This is a genomic window from Rhodococcus sp. MT28, from assembly GCF_058792695.1.
This window is the reverse complement of sequence record NZ_JBXAFD010000005.1, coordinates 406440-432757: the sequence shown is the minus strand read 5'-3', so window position 1 is coordinate 432757 and position 26318 is coordinate 406440. Positions and strand designations below refer to the sequence as shown.

Below are 26318 nucleotides of genomic sequence, written 5' to 3'. Positions count from 1 at the left end.
AGGGCCTGAACACGTGCATCGCTCGTGGTAGTAGAGGCTCATGCGGCGACCTTCCGTAGCGGCCAGTCGGCGCACACACCTGACGAGTCTTTGCCCTGCTCATCGAGATACGCCGCGTAATCCAACTGCCGTTCCCGATGCCACGCCGCTTGTTGCGACATCAGCTCGTCGACGGACATCTCCGCGAGTCCTGGATTGTGATGCCCAAGCTTCCACGCCAAACGGGCGGCAGCTAACGCGTCAGCATCCGCGGTGTGAGCGTTGCCCACCGCGATGCCGTAGTGTTCGCAAGTCACCGACAGCGTGCGCTTCCCGCGCCGGTACTTGTCGACAGCTCGATCGACGACAAACGGATCGAAGATCGCCCCGAACGGGAGCGGTGGATACCCCAACCGCTCCCCCTCTCGATCCATGACAGTGAAGTCGAACGACGCGTTGTAGGCGCACACGATTCGCCCAGCAGCCCAAGCTGTTTCGAGAGAAGACCGGATCTCGTCGTAGCCCTTGGCATAGACCATGCCTTCAGAGCGGGCCTTGTCAGTGGTGATTCCGTGCACCTCGGCGGCACCATCCGGAATAGGAATCTCGGGGTCAACCAACCAATTACGCGATGTCACCTCTGCGCCATCAATTGTTGCGATGCACGCTGTCACGATGCGAGCTTCCAACGGATCAGGGCCCGTAGTTTCAAGATCGAACGCCGCCAACGGCGCACCACCCCACATCACGCAACCGCCGGATCGGACTGCGCCTCGTCCACGATCTCGCCTTCGATGTGCTGCGGCGTCTCGACTGCGGCCGGAGTGAGGTCAACTCGAACGGCGCCGTCGTTCTCGACAGCGAGCGCGAGTTCAGTGGACTTCGGCATCCACTTCGACAACTGCCGTAGGCACGTCTTGTGCGCCATGCCTTCGAACTCGTCTTTCCATGGGCCGAAGACATTTCCTTCTTTGCTCTTCGCTGTCGCGTACTTCTGCTTGTACTTCAACATCTCGACGTGAGAGATGACGACATACGTGGATCCGCCGTTCGCGAACCGGACCACCGCGTAGTACGCGACGGGTTCGCCGCGGTCACCAGTCATGAGCGGCTTGTGCAGCAACTTCTCTTCGAGTCCGTACTCAACCTCGTACACATCGTTCGCGAAGATCGTGCGAGCACTCAACGATGCGATCTGATTGGAACGGTATGACAGCTCCACCAATCCCTGATAGCCGATGACCAACTGGGCCTTGTACCCACGGGACTTGTTGTCCCAGAACGGTAGAACCCACGCATGGCCCAGAACACCGGGCCGCAGACCAAGCTGTGAGCACGTCATCAAAGCACCCAGAACGGAGTTCGATTCGCAGTCCTGAAGCTTCGGTGTCTGACGGAGGCAGGTCAGCGCATCCCGGATCAACTGCTGAGCTTCTGCGCCTTTCGGCATCGCCAGTTGGAATTGCTTCTCCATCCCACGGATCTTGTCCGTCAATGACGGTTCCTGGCGCTGCTGAACGGCAGGCGCGGCCCCACTCGTGGCTGCTGCGTTCGAGGTGACGCGTTCTGCGAGATTGCTTCCCATGATCAGACCTTCTTTACGTCTACGGAGGTGGATACGAATTCGGCGTACTCAGTCGGGTGAGCTGCCTTCAGGGCTGTGGTGTCGAGCTTCGGAGCGTCGACCAGGAACTCGCGATACAGGTCGGGGTGCTTGTCCCGGAATTTCGCAGACGCGAATACTCCGTTCTTCAATGCGGCCCACACCTTGTCGTCGTCACCGACTAGTGCATCCTTGCCTGCGAGGAGTTTGCGAAGTTCGTTCTGTGCCTGCTGCTTCGCGAGCTTTTCGCGCTTCTCTGCTGCTGCATGAGCTAGCGCCCGAGCGTGGATCTCTTCGAACTCCGATACTGGGAGCTTCCGAACTCCACCCTTGCGTCCGTACAGCTGCTTCAGCGCATCCTTTGAGGCATCACCGGCGCCGACTGGTGGCGCTATGCCTGCGAGGACGTTGTCGACCCAGAACGGTTCGCAGGTGTCGAGGATTACCGTGATGATGCGGTCGTCGCGGTCGACTTCGAACAGTTCAAGCTTCTGCCCGCCGATCAGGCCGGCGACAACAGCCTGTTCTTTGCCAGTGACGAACATGCCGGCCTGGACTTGCAGTTCGGCGTGGTCGGGGATCTGCCCTTTCCACTCGGACGCCTTGAACGCGTTCGCGGTCTTGCCCTCGTAGAGTCGTTCGTCGGACATGAATCCGTCTGCGCTGTACTGCATGAACGGATGAGTGACGCTGCGGAGCATCGGCGGCTTCGAGATGGTGACGCCGAGGATGTCGGCGGCGCGTGCCCGGACAACAGGTTCGAGGACGTGGCCCCAGAACGCAGCCTCCGATGGTGGGTTCAGGTCGAGTGGGGTTTGTCCGGTCTTGTCGAGCCAGATTGTGTACGGGTCGTCCCAGTCGGGGTTCTGCATTCCGAGGAGCGTGGAGACCTCTGAGCCGCCAATCCCTTGGCGCCGAAGCTGTAACCATTCGATGCTGTTGTCTTCGACCGCAGGCAACTCGATGTAGGGGGCAGCAATGGCGGTCATAGGATCACCGACACAGGCAGTGAGTCGATGAACAAGTCGGTCGCAGCGTCGAGGGCCTTAACCGTGCAGTCCTCGCGGACCACACCGACCGTCCCCGGTACCCGTAGATGCGGGTAATGGAAGTCGAACACATCATCAAATCTGTCCACTGCTTCCTGCAACTCAGGAGTGATATCCTGTGTGAGCATTCGCTTTTCCTTCCGATTGGTGATTGCCTCGCCCGTCCTCCTGCAAGAGGGCGGGCTTTTTCGTGCCTTCATGCCGAAGCTTTCAATCGTCCGTCTCGCGTGACACGAGACGGTTCGGGCGTGAAAACGATCTTCTCGGGGGCGTCCAGGATCTGAGCGATCTTCTTGGCGCGAGCAGACGGGCAGTGCTTGCGAGTGCCCTTCTTGTAGAAGCCGATCAGCTGGTGTGAGCAGCCGGCTTTCAGTGCGAGCGAGCGGCAGGTTTCGCCGCGGTGAGTCATGTAATGGCTCAGCAGTTCGGCGTTGACAATCACGTCGAGTCTCCATTCGAGTTGCTTGGTCTTCACTGCTTATTTCCTTCCGTAGTCACTGTAGACGTTGCGTCTTGTGTCCTACAAGACGTTAGACGGTGTAGACAGCTTTGTCTACACGGATTACAAAAGTTTTCCGACCAGACCTCAGTAGATGTGAATGACAGTGACGGAATTTGTAGACAAAACGTCTACACTTTGGTTATTCGAACACCGCCGCCGTGAGGAAACCTCCCTACACATGAACACCGAACCCACCACAGACGACCTGTGGGACGCAGCGCTCGTCAAAGCTGGCTTCGTGGACAAGCGCGACGGCGAATCCCCCTCACACCGCGCACTAGCCGAACACCTCGGAATCGGCACATCCACCATCACCAACATCCGCGCCGGCAACGCCAAACCAAAACCAGCCACAGTCGCCAAAATCGCCGACGCCCTCCGCATCGACGTACGCGAACTGTCCCGCTGGATCGGCCAGACCCGCGAAGTTGCGAAGCCCTACACTCCGCCCTCCGAAGCCGACCTTCTCGACCAACGAGAACGCGACGCCCTCGACGAAATCATCCGAGTCATGGCCGCCAGCAAAAAACGGCCAGTCAAAGACGAGACGTTGACAACGGCAAATCAACCCACAGCAGTTGACGCAAGCCAAGACGACTACATCCTGGCCGCACGCAAAGGCGAAACCCAGGAACGTCGGCGCCGACGACTCGAAGGCGACTTCGAAGACCACCCCCAGGACGAAGGTCCTGAGTTCGGCGCTTGACCGAATCCCAACCTTGTCATTGTCGGTGGGTTACCTCACACTCCCCACATGGCCCACTACCACCCATGGCGACACCTCCGGGACAAACACCCAGACGTCACCGTCGAATTCACTGAGAGCTGCGGTGAAGCCGGATGCATGGGCAGGCTGAAGCCAGGCGTCATCGAGATCGACAAAACGTCCAGCCAAACGGAACGACGCAACACGCTCACCCACGAAACGCACCACCACGAACGCGGCCCGCTACCCGATGACCCCTACCTCGCAATGCGCGAGGAAAAGACTGTGGAGTATCTAACAGCTCAAACCCTCGTGGAATTAGACGACCTGTTGGATGCTGTCATTTGGGATCAATCGCAAATCCACGACGGAACAGCAGAAACACTTTGGGTGGAATTCGAGATACTCAAAACACGCGTTGCCCGCCTCACCCCAAAAGAACGTGAATACATAGAAACAGAGCTGCGGCGAAGATCGCCGTGGACAAATTGAAAGGCACGACAATGACTCAGCCTCCCGGCTCAGGTTGGTTCCCCGACCCCGAGGGCACACCAAATCAACTGCGCTGGTGGGACGGTCGGCAGTGGACCAGCGCCACTCAGGCCACACCCCGAACACAACCCACGGCTCCCGCAGCTCAGCCCAAGCACGCAGAACCAACAGCCCAATCAGCCGGAGAAATCCCGCCACTCGGAATAACTGATACCTCCAGTAACGCACCGAAGAAGAAGTCCAACAAATTCGTAATCGGCGCGATTGCGGCCGGAGTCTTGGTCATCATCATCGGCATCGCCGCTGTGAATGGCGGAAAAGACAAAGCCCCTGAAACCGTCGCCGCCGAATCGACAACAACGCAGACGCAAACCACTACCCCGGCCACGACAACAAAGTCCGCCGCGGAAGTATCGGCAAGTGCCGCCGCGGCCACTTCTGCTCGCGCCGCGTCCGAAGCCGCCGCTGAAGCAAAACGACAAGCGGAAGCTGCAAAACTCGATCCGAATACGTATGAGTCCATCTCGGATCGCGACTTCGCACTATTTGCCAAGAATCCAGATGCATACAAGGGTCGGAAGCTAACCCTTTACGGTGTCGTTTTCCAGGCTGACGCTGCGACAGGGAACAAGATGTTCCTTGCCCGCACAGCCGGATCTCCACAGGACGCGTCCTACGACTACGACCAGAACACGATTGTCACGGCCATTGATCCCACTCTGATTGCAGATGTCGTCGAGGACGATTTCGTGACCCTTCACGTCGAGGTCCTCGGATCGCAGTCGTACGATACGCAGCGCGGCGGCAGTACTACCGCGCCCAAAGTTCAGGTCAACATCGTCACCGTCACCGGATCCAAGTGAATGAAACTGATCATCGCTGACCTCATCCAGCAGCCGCTGGCCTAAAGTCCTTCGAGGGCTGCGGTGAGGGCAGCCGAAGCGGCTTGTGAGGCACGACGATCCAGATGCCCGTAGATGTTGATCGTCGTCGTGATCGACTCGTGGCCGAGGTGCTGCTGAATGACTGGCAGCGGTACCCCGGCCGCGATCATCCAACTGGCACACGAATGCCGAAGATCATGTGGCCGCGGCTTCTTCCCTAATCTGTCGGACAGCTCCGCTATCATCGGCCGCCACGCCTTGTTGTGGAACAGTTGCGCAGTGACCGGACGCCCGAGCCGATTCGTGAACACGAACTCATCTGGTGCGCGATCCTTCAGATCACCACACGCCTCGATCGCCTGATCTGACAGGTTGATCGTCCGCACAGACTTCCGGGACTTCGGCGGACCTAGTTTCCGCTTCGCCTCGCCTGTGTACTTCCAGGCCCGCACGATCCGGCCCGTCTTCTCATCAACATTCAGATCACCAACTTGGAACGCAGTTGCCTCCGAGAACCGCATTCCCGTCGACACCAGAAATACTGTCAACGGACGCCACTGCTCCACAACGACATCCCGCACCCGAACGAACTCAGCCGGTGTCAAGAACACCGGCTCATCTTCCTTGTGCCGCGCCGGCAACCTACGACCGTCACACGGGTTCACTTCAATGTGATTCGCTCGCACAGCACCGTTGAACGCACCCGACAAGAATCCATGCTTGTTGGCGATTGTCTTCGAGGAACCCTCCTGCGCTTGGACCCACTTCGAAATCGCCTTCTCGTTCACCACAGATAGCGGCAGAGAACCGAGGATCGGATCGATGTCGCGACGGAGGTATGCGCGGTACTTGTTCTTCGTTGCTTCTTCGACGCCAGTGAGATGGTCGATGTACTCGGTGCACCACTCTGTCACCGTCAGGGAGGGGATCTCTTCGGGCAATGCTTCGGCGCCGAACATCAGTTCTTGCGCTGCGTCGGGACCGATCTGCTCCAACAGCTTCTTGTACTTGGTGGCTTCTTTCGGATCGTCGAAACTGTCCGAGGATTGCGTGCCGTTGTGCCGGTACAGAACCTGGTAGTAGGGCGTGCCCGCTTTGGTGGTTCGTGGTCGAATGGATGCCATGAAACGAAAAAAACCTCCCGGTTAGGGAGGTCATCGTATCGTCGTTGTGTGACATGTGTTGACGTGGCGTGTTGACCGTCAACATTTTTCTCACCTTGCAGGTCTCTGACCTGCATCGATATGGTGGAGCTAAGGGGACTCGAACCCCTGACCCCCACACTGCCAGTGTGGTGCGCTACCAGCTGCGCCATAGCCCCGTATTCAGTTCGCTCTAACAGTCGAACTCGCAGCGGCTGTTCTGCTTTCCGCTTGCTGGAAGAAAGTTACACCACTTGACTCGTGGGCAACAAATCGCCTGGTCAGAGCGAAGCGGCCGCTCCTTGTCGAAGCGGCCGCTCCAGCTCAAGAGGAGAGCTTGGAAACCCAGTCGCTGCTGCCTGTGTCAACGATCTTGCCGTTCGCCACAACCGTGGGCGTCCCGTTCGACCCGACATCCTTGAGCGCCTGGCTGGCGGCTGCGGCGTTGGCCGCGGCGGCTTCGACGTTGGTACCGGAAGAGATGCAGGTTGCCACGTCCTCGGATGCGCCCGCATCACGAGCGATCTGGGCGAGGTCGTCGTTGGTGTGGTCGCTGCTGCCGCCCTCGGCCGGCTGCGTGTCGGTCGCGAAAAGCTTGTTGTGGAATGCGGAGTACGCGATCGCGTCGCCGCCCTGAGCAACGCACAGGAGCGCAGCGCCGGCCCGTGTGGAGTAGTCACCGCTGCCCGACGCCCGGTTGAGGAAGTTCAGCATGTGGTATCGCACGGCGACGTCACCGTTGTCGACAGCGGCCGCGAGAGCCTGGCCACTGAGGTGTTCGAGAGCGGCACAGGCGGGGCACAGCGGATCCTCGAAGAGATCAATGGTTGTCGCGGCGGAGGGCTTGCCGAGCAGCACCACTCCGTTGTCCTGCACCGTGACGGCAACTTCGGAACTCTGCACGGAGCCGTAGCCGTCGTTCTGGGGCTTGTTCTTGCTGTTCGTCCACAAGACACCGCCGATGACGAGGGCCGCGATCACGAGCACCGCGAGGCCACCGATGATGTAGGTGGAGCGGCTCGAGACCGGTTCCGGCGAGTATTTGTTCTTGCTGCTCTTGGTGCTCACGCTGATGCAGTCCTTCGTGCGTCGAAACGATTTACCGATTGCTTACCTTGCCACTGAAGACTGAGTATCCACTGAGAACGCCGCGCGTGATCCGGGCCCCAATGCGAGTGGCGAACGCGGGAACACGAGCAGCCAGACGGCAAGTGCCAAGAAGCCCAGGTCGCGGAGAATCTCCTTCGAATAGTCCCAAGCGCCGACGTCGGCTGCACCTCCGCCGCCGAAACATCCGCAGTCGATGGACAATCCCCTGGCCCACACCGAAATGATCACCGCAATGAGAACCGTGAGGATGACCACCGAGACTGCAGCGGATGCTCGCACCGCCAACCCGACGAGGATCAGCAGGCCCAGGACTATTTCGACCAGGGGAAGAGCCGTCGCCACCGGACCCACCAGTGACTCGGGCAATAGTTGATAGGCGCGCACCGCGATCTTCGTCTGAACGGGATCAAAGAACTTGAGTCCCCCGGAAATCAGCCAGACGGCCGCCAAACCCAATCGGGCCACAAGACTCACGATGCGAATTGCCACCCGATCGAGAGTACAGAATGCCCGGTCAGTCCAGGTTTGTCCGCGCAGGAGTATCCGTTAGCACCGTCACATCAGTCAGATCTTCTACAACGGATTCGACAGGCTTCGTTCGCGACGGGACGAACAGCCACCCCGTCGCCGACACGACAACGACGGCTCCCATCACTGCGAAGGCCGCCGAGTACGAAACATGTTGGGCGATCAGCCCGGCACAAATCGGCGCCACTACCCCACCGATGTCGGACATCATCTGGAATACCGCCAGAACGGGTCCGCCTCGGGCCGTCGATCCGACAACATCGGCAACCGCGGCCTGCTGGGCCGGACTCATGAGCCCGGAGCCGACACCAGTCACTGCGGCGATGGCGAAGAACACCACGAGGTTGTCGGTGAATCCCATTGCGATGGTTCCCAGACCACAGATGAGCAGACCGCTCACGACAAAGGGCTTGCGTCCGAAGCGGTCGGAGAGTCGTCCGGAGACGATCAACACCAACGCATTGCCGACGGCGAAGATCGTCAGGGCGTAGGCCGCAATCGAGGGGTCTCGGCCGAGGAACTCGACGACGAACAGGGGAACCATGGCAACGCGAACTCCGAAGATCACGCCGCCGAAGGCGAGATTCGATCCGAGCGCTGCCCGGTACACCGGAGACTGGAGGCCTTCTGTGAGAGTCATCGACTTCACATCGACAGCCTTGTCCGGTGACGCCAAATGAGATCCACGCAGGCTCACGAAGACAACGAGCGCGGCGATCACCAACGCAATTGCGTAGATGATGAACGGCATCCGCAGACCGAACTGCAACAGCGCTCCGCCGACCAGCGGGCCGCCGATCGATCCCATGAGAAAGCTTGTCGCGTACAGACCCGACACGCGGCCGCGACTGTCCGGCGGTGACATGCGAATGATCAGCCCGAGAGCCGACACCGTGAACATGGTCGACCCGATGCCGCCCAACGACCGGAACAGCAGAAGTTGCCAGTACTCCCCCGCGAAAGCGCACGCACCGGTCGAGACCGCGACGATCAAAAGGCCGACGATGTAGACCGGACGCTCACCGAGTTTCTGTACCAAAGTGCCGCTCATCGGCGCGAACACCAACCGCATGAAAGCGAAAGACGAGATCACGATCGTGGCGGCGGTGACCGATACATCGAAGCTGCGTGCGAACTGAGGTAGTGCCGGGGCGACCAACCCGAATCCGAGGGCGATGACGAAGCTGGCGGCGACCAGTACCCAAATTTCCTGTGGCAGCTTGGCTGCACGAGTTTTCATGTCGCCCGGAATTCTAGCCGGGCGACATGAGCGGTCCGCGGGCTAGTTCGCCTTCAAGACGCTGGACACCAAGTCCTTGGCCGCTGCCTGAACCTGAGCCAGATGATCGGCGCCCTTCATCGACTCGGCATAGATCTTGTACACGTCCTCCGTGCCGGACGGCCTCGCTGCAAACCATGCGTTCTCCGTCGTCACCTTGAGACCACCGATCGCCGCGCCGTTTCCGGGCGCGGCAGTCAGTGTCGCGGTGATCGGTTCACCCGCCAGCTCGGTTGCACTCACCTGGTCGGGAGACAGTTTTGCCAAGACTGCCTTCTGTGCGCGTGTCGCGGGCGCATCGATACGTGCGTACGCCGGGCTCCCGAACTTCTCGGCCAACGCGGCGTAGTGCGCTGACGGAGACTTTCCCGTCACCGCGGTGATTTCCGACGCGAGCAACGCAAGGATGATGCCGTCCTTGTCCGTCGTCCAGACGGAACCGTCGTGTCGGAGGAAGGACGCGCCGGCGCTTTCCTCGCCGCCGAATCCCACAGACCCGTCGAGCAATCCGGGAACGAACCACTTGAACCCGACCGGAACCTCGAGCAATTCGCGGCCCAGGCTGCTCACGACACGGTCGATCATCGAGGAACTCACGAGGGTCTTGCCGACCTTGGTATCTGCGCCCCAACCTGGCCGGTTCGCGAACAGGTACTCGATGGCAACGGCCAGATAGTGATTCGGGTTCATCAAACCGCCGTCGGGAGTGACGATGCCGTGGCGGTCGGAGTCCGCATCGTTTCCGGTCGCGATGTCGTAGCGATCCCGAATCCCGATCAGCGACGCCATCGCGTCGGGCGACGAGCAATCCATGCGGATCTTGCCGTCCGTATCGAGCGTCATGAACCGCCAGGTCGGATCGACGAGAGGATTCACCACTTCGAGGTCGAGTCGGTGAGTTTCGGCAATCGCGCCCCAGTAGTCGACGCTTGCCCCGCCGAGGGGGTCTGCACCGATCGTGATTCCGGCATCGCGGATCGCGTCGAGGTTGAGGACACTGGGGAGGTCTTCGACGTAGTAGCGGAGGAAGTCGTAGCGTTCGACGCGGTCCAGCGCTTGTGCCGCCGTCACACGCCGTACCCCGGAAAGCCCCTTGCGCAGTAGCTCGTTCGCTCGATCGGCGATAACCGACGTCGCATCCGTGTCCGCGGGCCCGCCGTGCGGCGGGTTGTATTTGAAGCCACCGTCACGAGGCGGATTGTGTGACGGTGTCACGACGATGCCGTCGGCTTTGGCCTCCGGACCCGTCGAGTTGTATCGCAAGATCGCGTGACTGACAGCCGGGGTGGGAGTGTAGGCGTCGCGTGAATCGACGAGGACGACGACGTCGTTGGCGACCAGGACCTCCAAGGCCGACAGCCAGGCAGGCTCCGAGAGCGCATGTGTGTCCCGGCCGATGAACAGCGGGCCGTCGATTCCCTGCGAAGCGCGGTACTCGACGATCGCCTGGGTTGTCGCCAGGATATGAGCTTCGTTGAACGCCGAGTCGAGACTGGAACCGCGATGTCCTGAAGTGCCGAAAAGTACCTGCTGCATCGGGTTCTCGGGATCCGGAGTGCGCGTGTAATACGCGGTGACCAGATGAGGAACATTGATCAGATCCTCTGGCAGAGCCACTTGTCCTGCTCGTTCGTGCGCCACGAATCCCCCTCGGCCCGGTGGTCGACCACTGTGTCGACGCGACTGTGGACAATTGTCTACCCTGGCCGCGTGGCGTGCACGCGCGGCGCCGGATCCGTCAATCCGTGATCTGGATTCCCAACCACGCAGCGGACAGTCCCACGATCAGACTGAGGACGATGTAGATCAGAGAAAGCGCCGTCTGGCGCCTCTCGATCATCCCGACGTTCTCGGTCGCGAAGGTCGAATAGGTGGACAAGCCGCCGCAGAAGCCGGTCGCCAGAAGTGCGGCCATCTCGGTGGAAAGAGCTGCCCCGGTGAACAATCCAAGGAGGAAGCAGCCGATCACGTTCGCGGCGAACGTCGCAGCCGGAAATCCCTTGTACGCGGGCACATACCGCGCCAACAGGTACCGGCCACTCGCACCAGCGCCGCCGCCGAGCGCCACCAGGAGAACTGTCATGCCGACGCTCCGTCCCGCGCGCGGATCCAGCGTTCACCGAGCCCTTTGCCCAGTGCTGCAGCGAGGATCGCGGGAATCAACGTCCCGAGAACATAGAGAATCGATCGCCACGGACTCTCCGTCACGGCGTGAAGCGCGAAGGACGAGAAGGTGGTGAAGCCGCCGCAGAAGCCCGTGCCGAGAAAGAGGTACCCAACCTTGTTGTGCACGAGCAGGGCCGCGAGAACACCGAGAACGAACGAGCCGACGACGTTGATGACCAGAGTCGTCCAGATGTGGGGAAAGAGCTCCCCCAGACCGTAGCGGCTGAGCGCGCCCAACCCTCCGCCGACGGCAACCGCGCATACCGCAGCCGGCAGTTTCAGATCACCCATGCTCTGGCCTCACCCGAAAGAGCCTACGTCCCGGAGCGGGCTTTCGGCGGGCGAGGAATGAAGTAACTTGTCCGCTGCTGATACTCGCGATAGCCCGGACGCTGTTCCATGTGTCGCTCGAGCAACCGCGCTCCGGTGGCGAAGACCAGGAAGTACGTCATGGCGATCGGTGAGAGGACGGTCAACACCCCCGGCCACACGGACGCCGAGACGAGGAAGATCCCCCACCAGACACACGCGTCGCCGAAATAGTTGGGATGCCGCGTCCATGCCCACAAACCTTGATCCATGATGTGGCCACGGCTGCCCGGATCGGATTTGAACTCCTCCATCTGTCGGTCGCCGACCGTCTCGAACGTGACGCCGACAATCCACAGCGCGATTCCGAGTACGACAAGAAGTCCGAAGCTGCCGTTCGATACTGCTGCGACCTGGATCGGCAGGGAGACGAACCACAACGAAATCCCCTGCGTGAGATAGATCTTGCGGATCGCATACAGCGTTCGATTACCCGTCGCTCGTCCGAGCATTTCTTCGTACCGCGGGTCTTCACCTTTGCCACGCGATCGAATCGCCATGTGCGTCGCCAACCGCAGACCCCAGATCGCCACGAGCGCAAGCATCAGCAACCGGCGCCAGAGGTCGCCGGTTCCCACGATCGCGGACACGAGCGCGATCAGAACGAAGCCCGCGCCCCACGACACGTCGACAACGTTGTGACGCCCGATCCGTACACCGATCGTGGCTGTCACCGCCATTCCGACGGCGATCGCCAGCAGACTCGTGAGTGTGACCACTCCGAACGCGCCCCAGTCGAATCCGTTCATCGCCGCGACACCCACTGCGGCCGTACCGGTTCCATACCCGATCGACCATCACCGTGCGGCCGGACCGACAGAATCTGATCGACGCCCATCCTGCCGTCCCGAAATGCCATTCCTCCGCCGACGAGGTAGAGACGCCACACCCGAGCGACTTCGACACCTACGAGTTCCACGACGCTATCCCAGTTCGATTCGAAGGTCTCGATCCACGCGTCGACGGTCCGCACGTAGTGCTCACGCAGGGCGTGGACGTCCCGCACTTCGAGTCCACCTTCCTCGATCATCGCAACAGTGCGACCGACGGGCCGCATGTACATGTCCGGCGCGATGAACGACTCGATGAACGGACCTCCCCCGGGGTGCGGGCCAGTGCGGGACATCTGCTGAATCAGCACACGGCCACCGGCAATAACATTGTCGTGGAGCGCTTTCACGTAGGTCGGATAGTTGTCCTCACCGACATGCTCACCCATCTCGATGGAAGCGACCGCATCGAAGGGACCGTCTGGAATCTCTCGATAATCTTGGAGGCGAATCTCGACCCAGTCTTCCAAACCGAGCGCGCGGACCTTCGCGTCGACAAAAGCCTTCTGCTCCGCCGAGATCGTGATTCCGACAACCCTGGCGCCGTACTCCCGCGCTGCATGCAGGCTGAGCGAGCCCCAACCACAGCCGACATCGAGAAACCGCAAGCCTCGCGCTCGATCGAGACCGACCTTGCGGCACACCAGGTCCAGCTTGTCTGTCTGTGAGTCTTCGAGCGTGTAGTCCGGTGCATCGGAAGTCCAATAGCCCGAGGAGTACGCCATGTTCTCATCGAGGATCAATTGGTAGAAATCGTTCGACAAATCGTAGTGGTGCCCGATCGCCTCGCGGTCGCGGGCGAGGCTGTGCAGGCGCCCCTTCACCTGAGCCTGCGACGCCGGCGGAGCCAAAGGTCTCCCGAAAGCACCGAAGGATCGCGCAGCCTTGACCGCGGCCAAGACGAGCGACGGTGTCGGGGTAATCGACCCGAGCCCCCGCTCGGCAGACACCTTCCACACGTGTGTGAGTGCATCGCCTAGATCGCCCTCGACGTCGAGTTCACCGAGAACATACGCCTGCGCAGCCCCCAACTCGCCGGGATTCCAGAGCAAGCGTCGCAAAACGTTCGGGCTGTAAAGCGTCACCTTCGGAGCATCTTCCGGACCTGCTGTGCTGCCGTCCCATGCAGTCAACCGCACCGGAAGTTCGCCGCCGACAAGTGGACTGAGGATGTCCGAGAGACGACCCGCAACGCCGGTACCTTGTGTCGTTCGATCCATTGTGGCAGTCATCGCTGGTTCCTCCGATCGAGAACAATTTGCTGGACGTCGAGATACCCCGACCGAAACCCCGCCTCGGAGTAGCAGAGGTAGAAATGCCACATGCGCGCGAACACTGCGTCGAACCCGAGCGCGGACGCCTCGTCGGTGCGAGCGCTGAATCGCTCGTCCCACAGTCGCAACGTCTGCGCGTAGTGATCGCCCATCGACATCCGCTCACGCACCCGCAGGGTTGTCATGCGCTCGGTGACGTCCTCGATCGCCCGCACCGACGGGAGAAATCCGCCGGGGAAGATGTACTTGTGCACCCAGGTGTAGGTGTTGCGGGTCGCGAGCATTCGATCGTGCGGCATCGTGATGGCTTGGATCGCCGCGCGCCCACCCGGCGCCAGCAGGGCGTCGATCGTCTGGAAGTAGCTTCCCCAGTACTGGTGGCCGACGGCCTCGATCATCTCGACCGACACAACGGCGTCGTACTCCCCCTGTACCTGCCGATAGTCGAGAAGGTCGACCTGAACGCGATCTGCCAGTCCCGCAGCGCTTATCCGCTTCGCTGCCAATTCCTGTTGTTCGACCGAAAGTGTCACCGAGCGCACCGTCGCTCCCCGTTGGGCAGCTCGGATCGCCAATTCTCCCCAGCCTGTGCCGATTTCGAGCACTCGCGAACCGGGTCCGACACCTGCGCCATCCAGCAGTCGATCGATCTTCCGATGCTGCGCCGCTGCGAACACGTCCCACGACGGGGTCGCCCCTACCGACAGATCCTCGAAGAGGGCACTGGAATACGTCATGGAGTCGTCGAGGAACAGTTCGAACATCTCGTTCGAGAGGTCGTAGTGCCGGGAGATGTTCGAGCGCGTGTTCTGCGTCGAATTCCGCTCACTGCGAGGCTGCTTCGGAATGTAGAGGCCTCGTAGCCGCTGCAGGAAGTCGGGAATGAGCGTCGCCACGCGGGAGGCGAAGACTTCCAGGACCGCAGTGAGGTCGGATGCTTCCCAATCGCCCGCCATGTACGACTCCCCGAATCCGATCAAACCACTGTCACCCACACGAGCAGCGAAGTCGTCTGGGCGGTGAATGACCATCAACGGCGAATCGGGGCTACCGCCACCGGAGAACTCACCGTTGGGCATCTGGACGCGCAGCGGCAAACGTGCGACCGCCTTGTGGAACAGGGCGCGGGCAACCGGTGATGCAACCCGCACTTTGAGCCCACTCGGCACGGTGGCGACGCCCGGCCACCGCTCGGTTTCGATCGCGTGAGCGGAAGGTTCGGTGCCGAGAGTGGTTGTGGTCATTGCACTGCCTCCTGCGGGTGATGTTGCGGTCGGGGAACGATGGGTAAGCGCCTGGCCCACAGCCGGATTCCTTGAAATCGGATCTGCGCGGCGATTCGGAGCGGAGCCAGCGGGATGGCGAGCGCACTGCGCACGATCTCGCGCGTCGTCGCCGGCACACAACGACCGGACACCGTGGCCACGAAGGGCGCCTTGCCGTCACGGGCCAGAACTATCGAGAGCGCGAGCGCGGTGTCGGGTAGCGGAAGTCGCATCCGGTACTCGCCGTCCAGATCGTTGAACGGAGATACGTAGAACTCTTTGGACGTGCGAACCGCGCCACGTTCGTCGGTTTCGAGCAGGTAGCAGTGCCGCTCGCCGTAGGTGTTGTGAACCTCGGCAACGACGCACCGCTGACTGCCGTCGTCGTTCAGACACCAGAACACACTCAGCGGGTTGAACACATGGCCGAACACACGCGCGTTCGCAAGCATGAGGATGCGACCGCCGGCGAACTCCAATCCGTTGGTTGACAGAAAAGTCTCGACGTTGGCACGAATCGATCGAGTGGGGTCGCCGAGGTGATCCCCGGCGTCGAACTTCGCCAAGGGCCGCAAAGCCTTCGGAAGCTCGGGCAAATCGTCGACGTCGACGAGCCAGCTGTAGCTTCGGTACTCGAACTCGTTGTGCAGCGGCTCCGTTCGTACGTGCCGGATGCTCGTATGAACGATGGACGGCGTGATGGGAGTAGTCACGGCCACCGACCTCCGACGCGTTCGGCGGCGCGCAGGCCAGAGAGTGCACCGTCCTCGTGGAAGCCCCATCCGTGGTATGCGCCGGCAAACGCGAGTACGTCCGAGTCCAGCTCAGGAAGCCGCGCTTGAGCGGCGACGGAGGTGGGTGTGTACTGCGGATGCTCGTAGGTCATCTGATCGATCACCGACTCCGGGGCCACCATTTCGTCTCCCCCCAACGTCACCAGGTAGCGCCGGCCGGTCTCCGGCAGCCGCTGCAACCTCGTCATGTCGTAGCTGACCAGAACGTGATCCGGCTTCGCGTTGCATTCAGGGATGTAGTAGTTCCACGACGCGCGCGCATTGGTGTTGCCGGGCAGCACATTTTCGTCCGTGTGAAGTTGGGTGTGGTTGACGGAGTACGGCATTGCACCGAGGACCTGGGATTCGACAGGCGTCGGATCCGCCAAAATCTTCAGCGCTTGCTGCGGATGCGTTGCGACCACGGCTGCGTCGAAGGCCTGGATCTGGTCGTCGCCGTCACGAATGTCGACGCGATCGTCGAACCGGTGGATTACGCGCACCGGCGTGTTGAGGCGGATATCCCCGATACTTTTGGCGACGAGACGAACGTATTCGCCCGATCCACCGGTGACTGTTCGCCAGGTCGGCGATCCAGTGACGCTCAGCATTCCGTGGTGATCGAGGAACGAGAACAGGTACCGCGCGGGATATTTCAGCGCCGAGCCGGGATCACACGACCAGACTGCCGACACGAGCGGAGTCATGAAGTGAGCGGTGAAGTAGTCGGAGAACCGGCCGCTGCGCAGAAACACCCCAAGTGTCTGGTCAGGTGCCGACGGATCCGTGTTGTCGAGCAATGCGCGGGCACGGCGGTGGAAGCGCTTGACCTCCATCAACATCGACAGAAAACTGCCGTTCACCAGCAGCCCCGGCGTCGGGAGAACGCCGCGCAACCCTTGGCCTCCCGAGTACTCGAGCCCGCACCCCCCACACCTGACCGACATGCTCATATCGGATTCCTGCGTAGGCACATCTAGTTCTGCGAACAATCGCAACAATGTCGGATAGGTGCGATCGTTGTGGACGATGAACCCCGTGTCGATGGCGAGGCTTCGCCCTTCCGGGTCGGTGACCGAATGGGTGTCCGCGTGCCCGCCGAGCCGTGAATCCGCTTCGTAGAGGGTGACGTCACTGTCCTTACTGAGCACCCACGCCGCTGTCAGACCTGCGACACCACTACCGACGACGGCCACCTTGCGCTTGTCGGAACTCATCGTCGTTCTCCCATCTTTGTTGCGGCTACCCCGCGACTCATTCCTGCGATTGCATCCGCGACGAGGCGATGCCAAGTCGCCGCCCGACGGAGCATGAAGTGGCCTGCGCCGTCGATGCCGATCCATTCAGCGCTCTTACCCGACGCCTGCAGTTCGTCGACCTTTCGCCGCGACACCTCCGGATCGGTCCAGGAGTCAGCCGTGCCGTGAAGGACTGACAGTGGTGTGTCCGAACGCAGATTCACCGACGTTCCATCGGGCCACCACGGCGCCAGCGCGACCACACCGACCACCGCCGGATCGCCACATAGTTCGGCGGCGACCCGTCCGCCCATCGAGTGCCCCAGCAGGATCACCTGAGCTTGTGAATTACGTTTCGTTATCGCGTCGAGTGCGGCGCGGGCGTCGGCGACCGGACTGCGCTCGGCACCGTTCCAACCTCGAACTCGATAGCGAGCCTGCACCGCTTTGACACCGGAGAGGCGAAGCTGAGCGGTGAACGGGCACATCCGAAGGTTGGACAGATGCCAGGCGCGAGCCGGGCGATGGCTCGATACCTTTCCTCCAGGCAGCACTAGCACCACCAGGTGCTGGTCACCGTCCTGCTGTTGCCGTCGGTTGGGCGTCATACACGGCATTCGGAGCCGAAAACCATTTGGATGGGGTTCGTAGAATTTCTTTTGTGAATCGTGAAGCACTCGTCGGCGATGTCCTCGACGCCATGGACGCCAACTTGGTATCCCATGCCTGCCACCTGCATGAACACTTGCCGACGGGATCGGTCACGGTCTCTGCAGATGTTGTCGTCGCAGACAGCGGCCTCACCGACGACACTTTCAACATCATCGCTGGTGCGCGCTTCGCTGTACCTGCTGCTGAAGGCCCGGAAGAAGACCGACGACTACTCGACGTACTCGCGTGGCTTCGAGCAACCGGTCGTCCGTTCTCCTGGTGGACAGGTCCGCGCGACAAGCCCTCTGACCTCGGCGCTCGCTTGTCAGCCGTCGGCTGCGTGCGCTCCGAGGAAGAAAGAGCGATGACGGCAGACTTGAACGTCGTCCCACGCCCAACGCCTGTCTCAGAACTGTGCGTTCAGCGAGTGACGACTCGTTCGCAGCTCGCCGACTACGCCGCCGTGATGGCCGCCAATTGGTCGCCGCTCTCAACCGCAGTAATACGTTTCTTCGAAGACACCGCCGATGACATCCTCGATGAGCGCTCGCGGAGTTCGTTTGTCGTGGGATACGCGAACTCCCAGCCTGTCGCCGGAGCCGAGGTCCATTTTGCCGCCGACGTCGCCGGACTGTATGGGGTCGTCACACTCGAAACGGCGCGCCGACGCGGATTCGGCTCGGCGGTCACCCTTGCCGCACTCGACATCGCCCGCGAGCGAGGTGCCCGAACCGCTGTACTTCAGGCGTCCAGCGACGGCGCACAGCTCTATCGAAACGTCGGCTTCGAGGATGTCGGTACCTACGCCGAGTACTCGATCGGCAGCGGTTAGACGTCCCCGCGGGGACGCTTTCCGTCCTCATCCACGGATGTGTGTCGGTACTGGCATCTATCATCGAACGTACATTCGAAACATTGTCGGACACGCGCCGGGGGGCAACAATGAACGCAGAACTGACCGATACCGCAGAACTGACCGATACCGCAGCACTGATCAATGAAGAAACGCAGGGTTCCACCCGAAGCGACGTAGAGCAACTCGGCTCCGAAATCTGCGCTCTCGCCGGCCAGATCGCGGCGGCCACGGCTCGATTCCTCACCCTCCTGTCGAAGTTCGACGAAGACCGCGGCTGGACCGGCCCTGGACTGCATTCATGCGCCCACTGGCTGTCGTGGAAATGTGGAATGAGCCTGCACACCGGCAGGGAATATGTTCGCGTCGCCAAAGCGCTCCGACCTTTGCCCGAGATGCGGAAGGCCTTCGAGCAAGGCCGGCTGTCCTACTCGAAGGTTCGCGCACTCACCCGGGTCACCACGCCGTCAAACGAACAGCAGATGGTTCGGTTCGGATGCGAGGCGCCCGCAGCCCAGATCGATCGTCTCGCCGCAGGTCTGCGTAATGCAACCGACAATGAATCCGGCAAAAGCAAAGCGCCCGAACATCTTCAGGTCCGCTGGCATTGGGACTCGGATACGGGCGAGTTTGTCATCAAAGGACGCCTGCCCGCGCAGGACGGCGCCCGAATCCTCGCAGCATTGGCGGCGGCGGAACGTGAACGCACCCGAACCGCTGCCATCCGCCCTGTCGACGAGAAGGCCACAAAGAACCCGGCCGGAAATATCGGACCAGGACTCGTCGCGATGGCAGAGCTCGCCACCGCCGCAGTCACAGACCGCACGTCCAAGGCCGCCGCGAACGAAGTTGTGTTCTTCCACGAAGCGAACACCGTCCGTGTACCGAGTGGACCCGCGCTCCCCCAAAGTGCCGCCGAGGAAGTGCTCTGCAACGCGAAACTTCGCCTGGGAACGACAAAGGAGGGATGCGTTTTGAATCTGGGCCGAAGGACCCGCGTCGTCAGCGCCAAACAAATGCTGGCATTGAATTACCGCGACGGATGTTGCCGCACACCGGGTTGCGGGCGGACTCGCTTCTTACACGCACATCACGTGAAATTCTGGGGACGCGGCGGAAATACGGACTTGGACAATCTGATCATGCTGTGCGGCACCTGCCACCGCGCGCTGCATGACGGCCAGTTCACGATCACTGCTCTCGGCGAGCAGAAGTTCGAGTTCCTTTACGCCAATGGTGACGTCATCGACCCAGCACCACCGACCGAGGGATTCGCTGATGGCCTACTGCGCGGAGACATACCCGACGACGCGATCATCCCAAGATGGGACGGCGAGCACCTTCACCTCGATCACGCGGTCAGCGTCATCCTCGACGGTTGGGCCGCCTGAGGAAACATTGGTCTAGTCCAATCTGAATCTGCCGTGAACAACAGGACAACCCTCACATCCAGGTAGTGCAATTGGTCTAGTCCTATCGCAAGATGCTTAGCGTGACCAAGAAAATCGCACGCACCTCAGCCGCTATCACACTCCTCCTCGCCGGCGCTGTTGCTGCCGGAACTGCAACTGCTGCAGCAATTCCCGGATCGTCCGACCTCAATCCGTCGGCCGCCGAGAAGACAGTTGTCATCGGCCTCGACGGCACTATGCTCAGCCACATCAAGACCGCCGACGCTCCCCGTCTCCAGAAGCTGATCGCCGAAGGAACCAGCGGAGAATCTTCCATCCTCGGCCACACCGCCATCTCCGGACCGTCGTGGTCGACCATCCTGACCGGAGTCTGGGATACCAAGCACGGAGTCAAGGACAACACGTACGCGGGCGCCCGCTTCGACCTCTACCCGAGCGTCTTCACCCGACTGGAAACAGCAAAGCCCTCCCTCCTCACCGAATCGATCTCCACCTGGGGCGGCATCGACAACATCGCCTCCAGTGGGACACCGAAAGCCGACGTTGTCGTCACCACGGCCGATGCAGGTTCCGGAGCGGCCACCGACGCTGCGACGGCAGACGCCGTCGCCCGCGACATCACAGACAAGGGACCTGACCTGATCTTCACCCAACTCGATCAGGTGGACGGCGCGGGACATAGCGGCGGCACCAACGGCGCTGCGTACGAAGAGTCCATCGCCTCGGTCGATGCTCAGGTGGGCAAGATTGTCGATGCCGTCGATCAGCGCGCAGCAAAGACCGGCGAGAAGTGGACTGTACTGGTCACTGCGGATCACGGGCACAAGCCCGCCGGTGGGCACGGCGGTCAGACACCCGCGGAAGCAACGACATTCGTCATAGCACGCGGCGCGGGATACGCGGCCGGTAAGAACACAGACTCGTACACGATCGCCGACATCACCCCGACAATCCTCAAGAGCCTGGGCGTTGCATTGCCTGCCGATCTGGACGGCAAGCCGCTGGCCAAGGAAGCTCCCGGCTTCGTCGGCTCGGTCGACCTGGGATTCTTCGGCTCCTGATCGCAAGAAGGCCCGGGCCACACAGCAGAGTGCCGCAGCAAGACAGCAGCAAAAAGGCAGCAAAAAGGTCGGGCCGGAGAGCGTGTGCTCTCCGGCCCGACCTGTTGTGGAGCTGCCGGGAATTGAACCCGGGTCCTACGTTGAATCGCTAGGGCTTCTCCGTGTGCAGTTCGCTAAGTCTCTACTTGGATCTCCCAGTCTCGCGAACAAGCCAGGATGACGATCCCAGTCACTGTTTGATGTCCCATTCGACTCCGTGACCGAGCCGAACAGTAAAGCCCTCTAGCTGATGCCAGGAACCGGGTCGAGGGCAACCCCGGGCTGACAGACACGCTTCGCTACTTAGGCAGCGAGAGCGTAGTCGCGCTGATTGGAATCGGCGCTTATAGGTTTGCAGCGACGCTTACGGTGGTCTCTTGCCTGCACCGACACGCTTCCCCTAACTCAACACACGCAGTCGAAACCGTTCAGCCCCGTGTGTGCCCCGCGTCTTTCGTGGGGCTATTCACTATAACGCGCCGAAGTTCGGAAGTCATACCAATTAATCGGCGGCACTTTCCGTGTCCTTCGGCCCAGCCGTTTCCTGCACTGCACCCGCTTCCTGCACTGCACCCGCTTCCTGCACTGCACCCGCTTCCTGCACTGCACCCGTTTCCTGCACCGCAGCCATCTCACGCTCGGCGGCACCGGTGATGTTGGTGATCATCCCCTGGAAGACGACTCCGTGGAAAGGCAGGATCGAATACCAGTACGCCCGACCCGCGAGCCCGCGAGGGAAGAAGACCGCGCGTTGATCGAGGTGGGAACCCACCGGCCGTCCGTCGGCACCGGCTGGGCCTTCTGATACTCGCAACTCCAACCATGCTCCGCCCGGGACCTTCATCTCGGCGCGCAATCGGAGCAACTTGCCTCGATCGATTTCTTCGACCCTCCAAAAGTCCAGGGCTTCGCCCGTGTTGAGCCGGCGTGGATCCCGCCTGCCCCGGCGCAGTCCGACACCACCGACCGCGCGGTCCATCCACCCCCGAATGGCCCACGCCAAAGGGAATGAATACCAACCGTTCTCGCCGCCGATCGACTCGACCACCGACCAGAGGGTTTTCGGATCCGCCGCGCAGTCACGTTCGCGATGATCGACGTAGACCGCTTCGCCGGCCCAATCCGGGTCGGATGGAAGAGGATCGGATGGAGCGCCCGCAATCGTTGCACCGGACCACGCCGTCTCCACCTCACCGGTGTCGATCTTTCGAAGTGCCAGTCGCACCGCTTCTCGATACGGCGTGAGGCCCTCGGCGGGAGGCGGGATGAAGCCGTCGATGTCGTGATTGTGCATCACCGCGTCGTTCTGCAGGGATTCGATCAGGGGCATCGCCAAACCTCGTGGGATCGGCGTGACCAATCCCACCCAGTGACCTGCCAGACGCGGGGTGAGGACGGGCAGGACGAGGATGCGTCGGCGTACCAATCCAGCGACGTCGGCGTAGGTGTTCATCATTTCGCCGTACTGCATGACATCCGGCCCACCGATGTCGAAGGCGCGGTTGACCTCCGGCGTCGTCGCCGCGGCTGCAATCAAATAGTGGAGTACGTCACGCACCGCGATCGGCTGAATGTTGTTGTGCACCCACTTGGGTGTGGTCATCACCGGAAGCCGATTGGTCAAGTGGCGCACCATTTCGAAGGACGCCGAACCCGATCCGATCACCACTCCAGCTTGGAACACAACCGCCGGAACCTCGGAGTCGAGCAGGATCCGACCGACTTCGAGCCGGGACTGCAAGTGAGTCGACAACTCTCGGTCGGAGGGATGAAGCCCGCCCAGGTAGACGATCCGTCGCACCCCCGCATCGCGGGCAGCGGCGGCGACGTTCTCCGCGCTTCGCTTGTCGATATCCGAGAACGACCCTCCCCCACCCATGGCGTGAACGAGGTAGTAGACCACGTCGATATCATCGAAAACACCTGAGAGGGTGGCACTGTCGGTCAGATCCCCGCGCTTGATCTCCACGGAATCGTGCCAGGGAACATCGCGTAGTTTCTCCGGGCTGCGCACCACCACTCGAACTCGATGACCCTCTTCGACCAGGCGAGGGGCAAGACGTCCGCCGATGTATCCGGTCGCACCCGTGATCAACACTCTCACTGCGTCCATCACCCCACGCTACGCACAATTCAACTGCGAAGCGCGAGTGCAACCCCGAGGTCGTCGTTGGTCAACATCATGTTGATCCCCGCTCCGGCCTTCGCCCCGGCGGCTGCGGCCATGATGACCTGGGCACCCGGGTCCACGACATTGCCCGCGGCGAACACGCCGGGCACGCTTGTGGCCCCCATCATGTCGACTGTGACGAAATCGCCCATCATCGTCTCGGCGCGCTGCGCACCGAATGCGCGCAAGATCGCATCGTTGGGGTCCATCGTGAGGGCGCCACCGACAAAGACCGCCGAACGCGCGACCACACTGCCGTCGGCCAACCGCACGCCCACCAACCGATCATCCTCGACGACGGGACCGGCAACCTCACCCTCGACGATCGAAATACCGCGAGCCGCAAGCTTTTCCCGATCTTCGGAACTCAGTTCGGTGATGCGATGAAGGAAGAGAACCACGTCATCGGACCACTGGCGAACCATGAGCGCCTGGTGCATCGCAAATTCCGCGCTCTTGGCGATCACGCCGAGCGGCTGATCACGCACGCCGTACCCGTGGCAGTACGGGCAGTGCAACACATCGCGTCCCCAACGCTCGCCGAAGACTTCGAGTTCTACCGGTAGGCGGTCCGTCAGACCCGTCGAAACAAGCACCTTGCGCACCTGAATCTTGATGCCGTCAGCCAGTTCTACCGAGAATTTCTCGCCGTCCCGTGTCACGGAGACAACGGTGCCGTCATGGAACTCGCCGCCGAATTTGCGGACCTCACCTCGGCCGATGGTCAACAATTCTGCCGGGTTCATGCCGTCACGGGAGAGGAATCCGTTCATGTGGTCGGCGGCCGCGTTCCGTGGCGATCCGTTGTCGAAGACGATCACGGATCTGCGTGCCTGACCGAGAATGAGTGCGGCGTTGAGGCCTGCCGCACCGGCTCCGATTACTGCTACGTCGAATGAGTTCTGCGTCATGAATCCAGAATGACAAGAGAACGCAGTCTTGACAAACGCTGTTGCCACTTTGGCAAAATGAGTGCATGACCGAAACATCGTTCGAAGCCGTACTAGCCGGCATCGGCCCTCGCCTACGTGCGTTGCGCCAACAGTCCGACATGACCCTGGCCGATTTGTCGGAGACCACCGACATCAGCGTCAGCACACTGTCGAGACTCGAATCCGGTACTCGCCGAGCCAACTTGGAGCTTCTGCTGCCGATTGCCAAGGCACACGGCGTCCCCTTGGACGACCTCGTGAACAGCAAGATCAAAGATCCGCGCGTGCGCGAAGAACCTCGGACGGTCGGATGTATGACGGTCATTCCGTTGACGAGTCAACCCGGCAATCTGCAGGCCTACAAGATGATCATCTCGCCCACCGACGACGATCGCGAACCGGGATCCCACGAGGGCTACGAGTGGGTCTACGTTCTGTCCGGGCGCATCCGACTCCAACTCGGCGACCGGGATTTCATCATGGGGGCAGGCGAGGCCGCCGAGTTCGACACGCACATCCCGCACCGCATCAGTGCTGCCGACGGACGGCCGGCCGAGGCGATCAGCCTCTTCGGAAAACAGGGCGAGCGGGTTCACCTACGCGCAGCGCCGGCCGACAGACGCGGCTGAGGAAAATTCTCCGAGAAGCGAGGACATCTACAAGCGGGTGACTCGGTGGAGCGGGTGCACATCGTTGAGAGATGACTGAGAATCCGGCCAAACCAATTCCACCTGTTGTACCGCGCCGCCTGTCTCCGCGCGAGATAGCTAGCCCGATGAATCATCATGACCGAGAAGAGGAATCCCGATGAGTGGAAAAACCACTTCCTACTGCGGTCCGGGCTCGTGCACGATTTGAATCGCTCCGATGAAGTGGTTCGGCGGACCCACCTTGTCGATGTATGGAATGTAGATGTTCGTTCGTCCCACAGGGCCTGCCGACCGCTCAGAGCTCTTGCAGGGTAATTGATCTTGCGTCCAATCATTCGTCGAGTTCGCGGGGCGACGAATTCACGTAAGTGGCGAAAACAAGGGGAATGACATGGAATTACGACAACTCGCGCGCGATCTTCAAGTCTCGCGTATTGGCTTAGGGTGTAACAACTTTGGTACCCGACTGGACCCTGAGGGGAGTACGGAGGTCGTCCGTACTGCTCTCGATGAGGGCGTCACCCACTTTGACACAGCGACGATGTACGGAAACGGGCGCTCGGAGGAAATCCTCGGCAAGGCGCTCGCAGGTCAACGAGACCAGGTGGTAATCGCCACCAAAGCGATTCCACGCCCGCGTGAGGTCGATTACAAGCCCGGAGTACTCGCACGAAGCATCGAGGATAGCTGTGAGGCAAGCTTGCGGCGACTCAGCACCGATCGAATCGACTTGTACTACCAGCATGTCCCTGACCCCGATGCTCCACTGGAGGAGGCCATCGAGGCGTTGAATGGGCTGGTAGCCAAAGGGAAAGCCCGCCACGTAGCTTGCTCGAACTACTCCGCGGATCAGATGAGGCAGGCCGAGGGCATCGCCACCGGTACTGGCGCATCGCATTTATTGGCGAACCAGGTCGAATGGAATTTGCTCAACCGCGCGATCGAGGCAGACATTGTTCCCGCCGCACACGAGGTCGGAATGTCAATCATCCCTTTCTTTCCGCTTGCTTCCGGAATGCTCACCGGTAAGTACACGATGCGACGGCCGCTTCCGACCGGCAGCCGACTAGCCAGTGCGCCGTACTTCGCCACACTGGCAACGGAAGAGAACTTCGAGTACGTGGAGAAACTGTCAGCGTTCGCACAAGCGCACGGACACTCGATACTCGAACTCGCCATAGCGTGGCTGTGCGCGCAGGAGAGCGTTCCCTCTGTGATCATCGGTGCGATGAACCCCGAACAAGTGCGATCAAATGTTGCCGCCGCGGAGTGGAAGCTCGACGACGACGTTCTTGCGGCGCTGCCTTCGCGCCCCTGAAAGTCTGCGGTTCAACTCCTTTTGCTGATTTGACTACTGAGCA

The 26318-nt window shown here is 61.2% G+C and carries 28 protein-coding genes, 1 tRNA gene and 1 other RNA gene; 8 read left to right on the top strand and 22 right to left on the bottom strand.

Annotated features, from left to right (window positions below; genetic code table 11):
- Nucleotides 1-38: 38 nt before the first annotated feature.
- The 5 genes from AC1Q6C_RS21850 to AC1Q6C_RS21830 form a co-directional block, all read right to left on the bottom strand.
- Nucleotides 39-725 (bottom strand): exonuclease domain-containing protein, encoded by a 687-nt coding sequence (locus tag AC1Q6C_RS21850; RefSeq protein ID WP_492666818.1) that lies wholly within the window; start codon nt 723-725, stop codon nt 39-41.
- Nucleotides 725-1564 carry a recombination protein RecT gene (recT, locus tag AC1Q6C_RS21845; RefSeq protein WP_492666777.1) on the bottom strand — a complete coding sequence of 280 codons (840 nt, stop codon included), beginning with the start codon at nt 1562-1564 and terminating at the stop codon, nt 725-727. The genes AC1Q6C_RS21850 and recT overlap by 1 nt, the downstream gene beginning before the upstream one ends.
- Nucleotides 1565-1566: 2 nt before the next feature.
- Complete coding sequence (locus AC1Q6C_RS21840) at nt 1567-2571, bottom strand: YqaJ viral recombinase family nuclease (protein WP_492666776.1); 1005 nt, start codon at nt 2569-2571, stop codon at nt 1567-1569.
- On the bottom strand, nt 2568-2759 hold the full coding sequence (locus tag AC1Q6C_RS21835; protein ID WP_492666775.1) for a hypothetical protein: 192 nt from the start codon (nt 2757-2759) through the stop codon (nt 2568-2570). The genes AC1Q6C_RS21840 and AC1Q6C_RS21835 overlap by 4 nt, the downstream gene beginning before the upstream one ends.
- Nucleotides 2760-2827: 68 nt before the next feature.
- Nucleotides 2828-3106, bottom strand: a complete 279-nt coding sequence (locus AC1Q6C_RS21830) for a hypothetical protein (protein ID WP_099697365.1) — start codon at nt 3104-3106, stop codon at nt 2828-2830.
- 205 nt (nt 3107-3311) lie between these two features.
- On the opposite strand from AC1Q6C_RS21830, the gene AC1Q6C_RS21825 reads away from it, so the two are divergent.
- The 3 genes from AC1Q6C_RS21825 to AC1Q6C_RS21815 are packed head-to-tail and all read left to right on the top strand — an operon-like array spanning nt 3312 to nt 5194.
- Complete coding sequence (locus tag AC1Q6C_RS21825) at nt 3312-3839, top strand: helix-turn-helix domain-containing protein (RefSeq protein ID WP_492666774.1); 528 nt, start codon at nt 3312-3314, stop codon at nt 3837-3839.
- Nucleotides 3840-3887: 48 nt separating this feature from the next.
- Nucleotides 3888-4331: a hypothetical protein gene (locus tag AC1Q6C_RS21820; protein ID WP_492666773.1), complete on the top strand. Its 444-nt coding sequence runs from the start codon at nt 3888-3890 to the stop codon at nt 4329-4331.
- An 11-nt stretch (nt 4332-4342) separates the two neighbouring features.
- Complete coding sequence (locus tag AC1Q6C_RS21815) at nt 4343-5194, top strand: DUF2510 domain-containing protein (protein ID WP_492666772.1); 852 nt, start codon at nt 4343-4345, stop codon at nt 5192-5194.
- 41 nt (nt 5195-5235) lie between these two features.
- Here the strand turns inward: AC1Q6C_RS21815 and AC1Q6C_RS21810 are convergent, their stop codons facing one another.
- The 14 genes from AC1Q6C_RS21810 to AC1Q6C_RS21745 form a co-directional block, all read right to left on the bottom strand.
- The gene (locus tag AC1Q6C_RS21810) at nt 5236-6339 is read right to left on the bottom strand and encodes a tyrosine-type recombinase/integrase (protein WP_492666771.1); all 1104 of its coding nucleotides are present in this window, start codon (nt 6337-6339) and stop codon (nt 5236-5238) included.
- 121 nt (nt 6340-6460) lie between these two features.
- Nucleotides 6461-6536, bottom strand: a tRNA-Ala gene (locus AC1Q6C_RS21805).
- 145 nt (nt 6537-6681) lie between these two features.
- A complete protein-coding gene (locus tag AC1Q6C_RS21800; RefSeq protein WP_007731305.1) occupies nt 6682-7425 on the bottom strand; it encodes a DsbA family protein in 744 nt (247 codons plus the stop codon).
- A gap of 42 nt (nt 7426-7467) precedes the next feature.
- On the bottom strand, nt 7468-7956 hold the full coding sequence (locus tag AC1Q6C_RS21795; protein ID WP_003942318.1) for a MauE/DoxX family redox-associated membrane protein: 489 nt from the start codon (nt 7954-7956) through the stop codon (nt 7468-7470).
- A gap of 25 nt (nt 7957-7981) precedes the next feature.
- Nucleotides 7982-9235: an MFS transporter gene (locus AC1Q6C_RS21790; RefSeq protein ID WP_030534968.1), complete on the bottom strand. Its 1254-nt coding sequence runs from the start codon at nt 9233-9235 to the stop codon at nt 7982-7984.
- A gap of 42 nt (nt 9236-9277) precedes the next feature.
- Entirely contained in the window at nt 9278-10915 is a 1638-nt protein-coding gene (pgm, locus tag AC1Q6C_RS21785; RefSeq protein WP_042924497.1) for a phosphoglucomutase (alpha-D-glucose-1,6-bisphosphate-dependent), read from the bottom strand.
- Nucleotides 10916-11012: 97 nt separating this feature from the next.
- Nucleotides 11013-11357: a fluoride efflux transporter CrcB gene (gene crcB / locus AC1Q6C_RS21780; RefSeq protein WP_003942344.1), complete on the bottom strand. Its 345-nt coding sequence runs from the start codon at nt 11355-11357 to the stop codon at nt 11013-11015.
- The gene (locus AC1Q6C_RS21775; protein WP_230359738.1) at nt 11354-11731 is read right to left on the bottom strand and encodes a fluoride efflux transporter FluC; all 378 of its coding nucleotides are present in this window, start codon (nt 11729-11731) and stop codon (nt 11354-11356) included. Before AC1Q6C_RS21775 ends, crcB begins: the two co-directional genes overlap by 4 nt.
- Before the next feature lie 23 nt (nt 11732-11754).
- Entirely contained in the window at nt 11755-12558 is an 804-nt protein-coding gene (locus AC1Q6C_RS21770; protein WP_037130102.1) for a DUF1295 domain-containing protein, read from the bottom strand.
- A complete protein-coding gene (locus AC1Q6C_RS21765) occupies nt 12555-13871 on the bottom strand; it encodes a class I SAM-dependent methyltransferase (protein WP_492666770.1) in 1317 nt (438 codons plus the stop codon). The genes AC1Q6C_RS21770 and AC1Q6C_RS21765 overlap by 4 nt, the downstream gene beginning before the upstream one ends.
- A complete protein-coding gene (locus AC1Q6C_RS21760) occupies nt 13868-15157 on the bottom strand; it encodes an SAM-dependent methyltransferase (protein WP_230359736.1) in 1290 nt (429 codons plus the stop codon). The genes AC1Q6C_RS21765 and AC1Q6C_RS21760 overlap by 4 nt, the downstream gene beginning before the upstream one ends.
- Nucleotides 15154-15897, bottom strand: a complete 744-nt coding sequence (locus tag AC1Q6C_RS21755) for a DUF1365 domain-containing protein (RefSeq protein ID WP_230359735.1) — start codon at nt 15895-15897, stop codon at nt 15154-15156. Before AC1Q6C_RS21755 ends, AC1Q6C_RS21760 begins: the two co-directional genes overlap by 4 nt.
- On the bottom strand, nt 15888-17168 hold the full coding sequence (locus tag AC1Q6C_RS21750) for an NAD(P)/FAD-dependent oxidoreductase (protein WP_230359734.1): 1281 nt from the start codon (nt 17166-17168) through the stop codon (nt 15888-15890). Before AC1Q6C_RS21750 ends, AC1Q6C_RS21755 begins: the two co-directional genes overlap by 10 nt.
- Nucleotides 17165-17797, bottom strand: a complete 633-nt coding sequence (locus AC1Q6C_RS21745; protein WP_063316608.1) for a dienelactone hydrolase family protein — start codon at nt 17795-17797, stop codon at nt 17165-17167. The genes AC1Q6C_RS21750 and AC1Q6C_RS21745 overlap by 4 nt, the downstream gene beginning before the upstream one ends.
- Nucleotides 17798-17850: 53 nt before the next feature.
- Here AC1Q6C_RS21745 and AC1Q6C_RS21740 point away from each other — a divergent pair, with 53 nt between their 5' ends.
- From AC1Q6C_RS21740 to AC1Q6C_RS21730, 3 genes are all read left to right on the top strand, one after another.
- On the top strand, nt 17851-18672 hold the full coding sequence (locus AC1Q6C_RS21740; RefSeq protein ID WP_230359733.1) for a GNAT family N-acetyltransferase: 822 nt from the start codon (nt 17851-17853) through the stop codon (nt 18670-18672).
- Nucleotides 18673-18782: 110 nt separating this feature from the next.
- On the top strand, nt 18783-20084 hold the full coding sequence (locus tag AC1Q6C_RS21735; RefSeq protein ID WP_230359732.1) for an HNH endonuclease signature motif containing protein: 1302 nt from the start codon (nt 18783-18785) through the stop codon (nt 20082-20084).
- A 92-nt stretch (nt 20085-20176) separates the two neighbouring features.
- A complete protein-coding gene (locus tag AC1Q6C_RS21730) occupies nt 20177-21166 on the top strand; it encodes an alkaline phosphatase family protein (RefSeq protein WP_412770927.1) in 990 nt (329 codons plus the stop codon).
- A gap of 104 nt (nt 21167-21270) precedes the next feature.
- On the opposite strand, the gene ssrA is transcribed toward AC1Q6C_RS21730, so the two are convergent.
- The 3 genes from ssrA to AC1Q6C_RS21715 all read right to left on the bottom strand — a co-directional run bounded on the left by ssrA (nt 21271) and on the right by AC1Q6C_RS21715 (nt 24286).
- Nucleotides 21271-21641, bottom strand: a transfer-messenger RNA (tmRNA) gene (gene ssrA / locus AC1Q6C_RS21725).
- Between the two features lie 66 nt (nt 21642-21707).
- Nucleotides 21708-23318 (bottom strand): SDR family oxidoreductase, encoded by a 1611-nt coding sequence (locus AC1Q6C_RS21720; protein WP_230359730.1) that lies wholly within the window; start codon nt 23316-23318, stop codon nt 21708-21710.
- Nucleotides 23319-23338: 20 nt separating this feature from the next.
- The gene (locus tag AC1Q6C_RS21715) at nt 23339-24286 is read right to left on the bottom strand and encodes an NAD(P)/FAD-dependent oxidoreductase (protein WP_047271826.1); all 948 of its coding nucleotides are present in this window, start codon (nt 24284-24286) and stop codon (nt 23339-23341) included.
- A 65-nt stretch (nt 24287-24351) separates the two neighbouring features.
- On the opposite strand from AC1Q6C_RS21715, the gene AC1Q6C_RS21710 reads away from it, so the two are divergent.
- Together AC1Q6C_RS21710 and AC1Q6C_RS21705 are read left to right on the top strand one after the other, a co-directional pair.
- Nucleotides 24352-24936 (top strand): helix-turn-helix domain-containing protein, encoded by a 585-nt coding sequence (locus AC1Q6C_RS21710; RefSeq protein WP_007731290.1) that lies wholly within the window; start codon nt 24352-24354, stop codon nt 24934-24936.
- 412 nt (nt 24937-25348) lie between these two features.
- Nucleotides 25349-26275, top strand: coding sequence for an aldo/keto reductase (locus tag AC1Q6C_RS21705; RefSeq protein ID WP_218748851.1), 927 nt, complete (start codon nt 25349-25351; stop codon nt 26273-26275).
- Nucleotides 26276-26318: the final 43 nt, after the last annotated feature.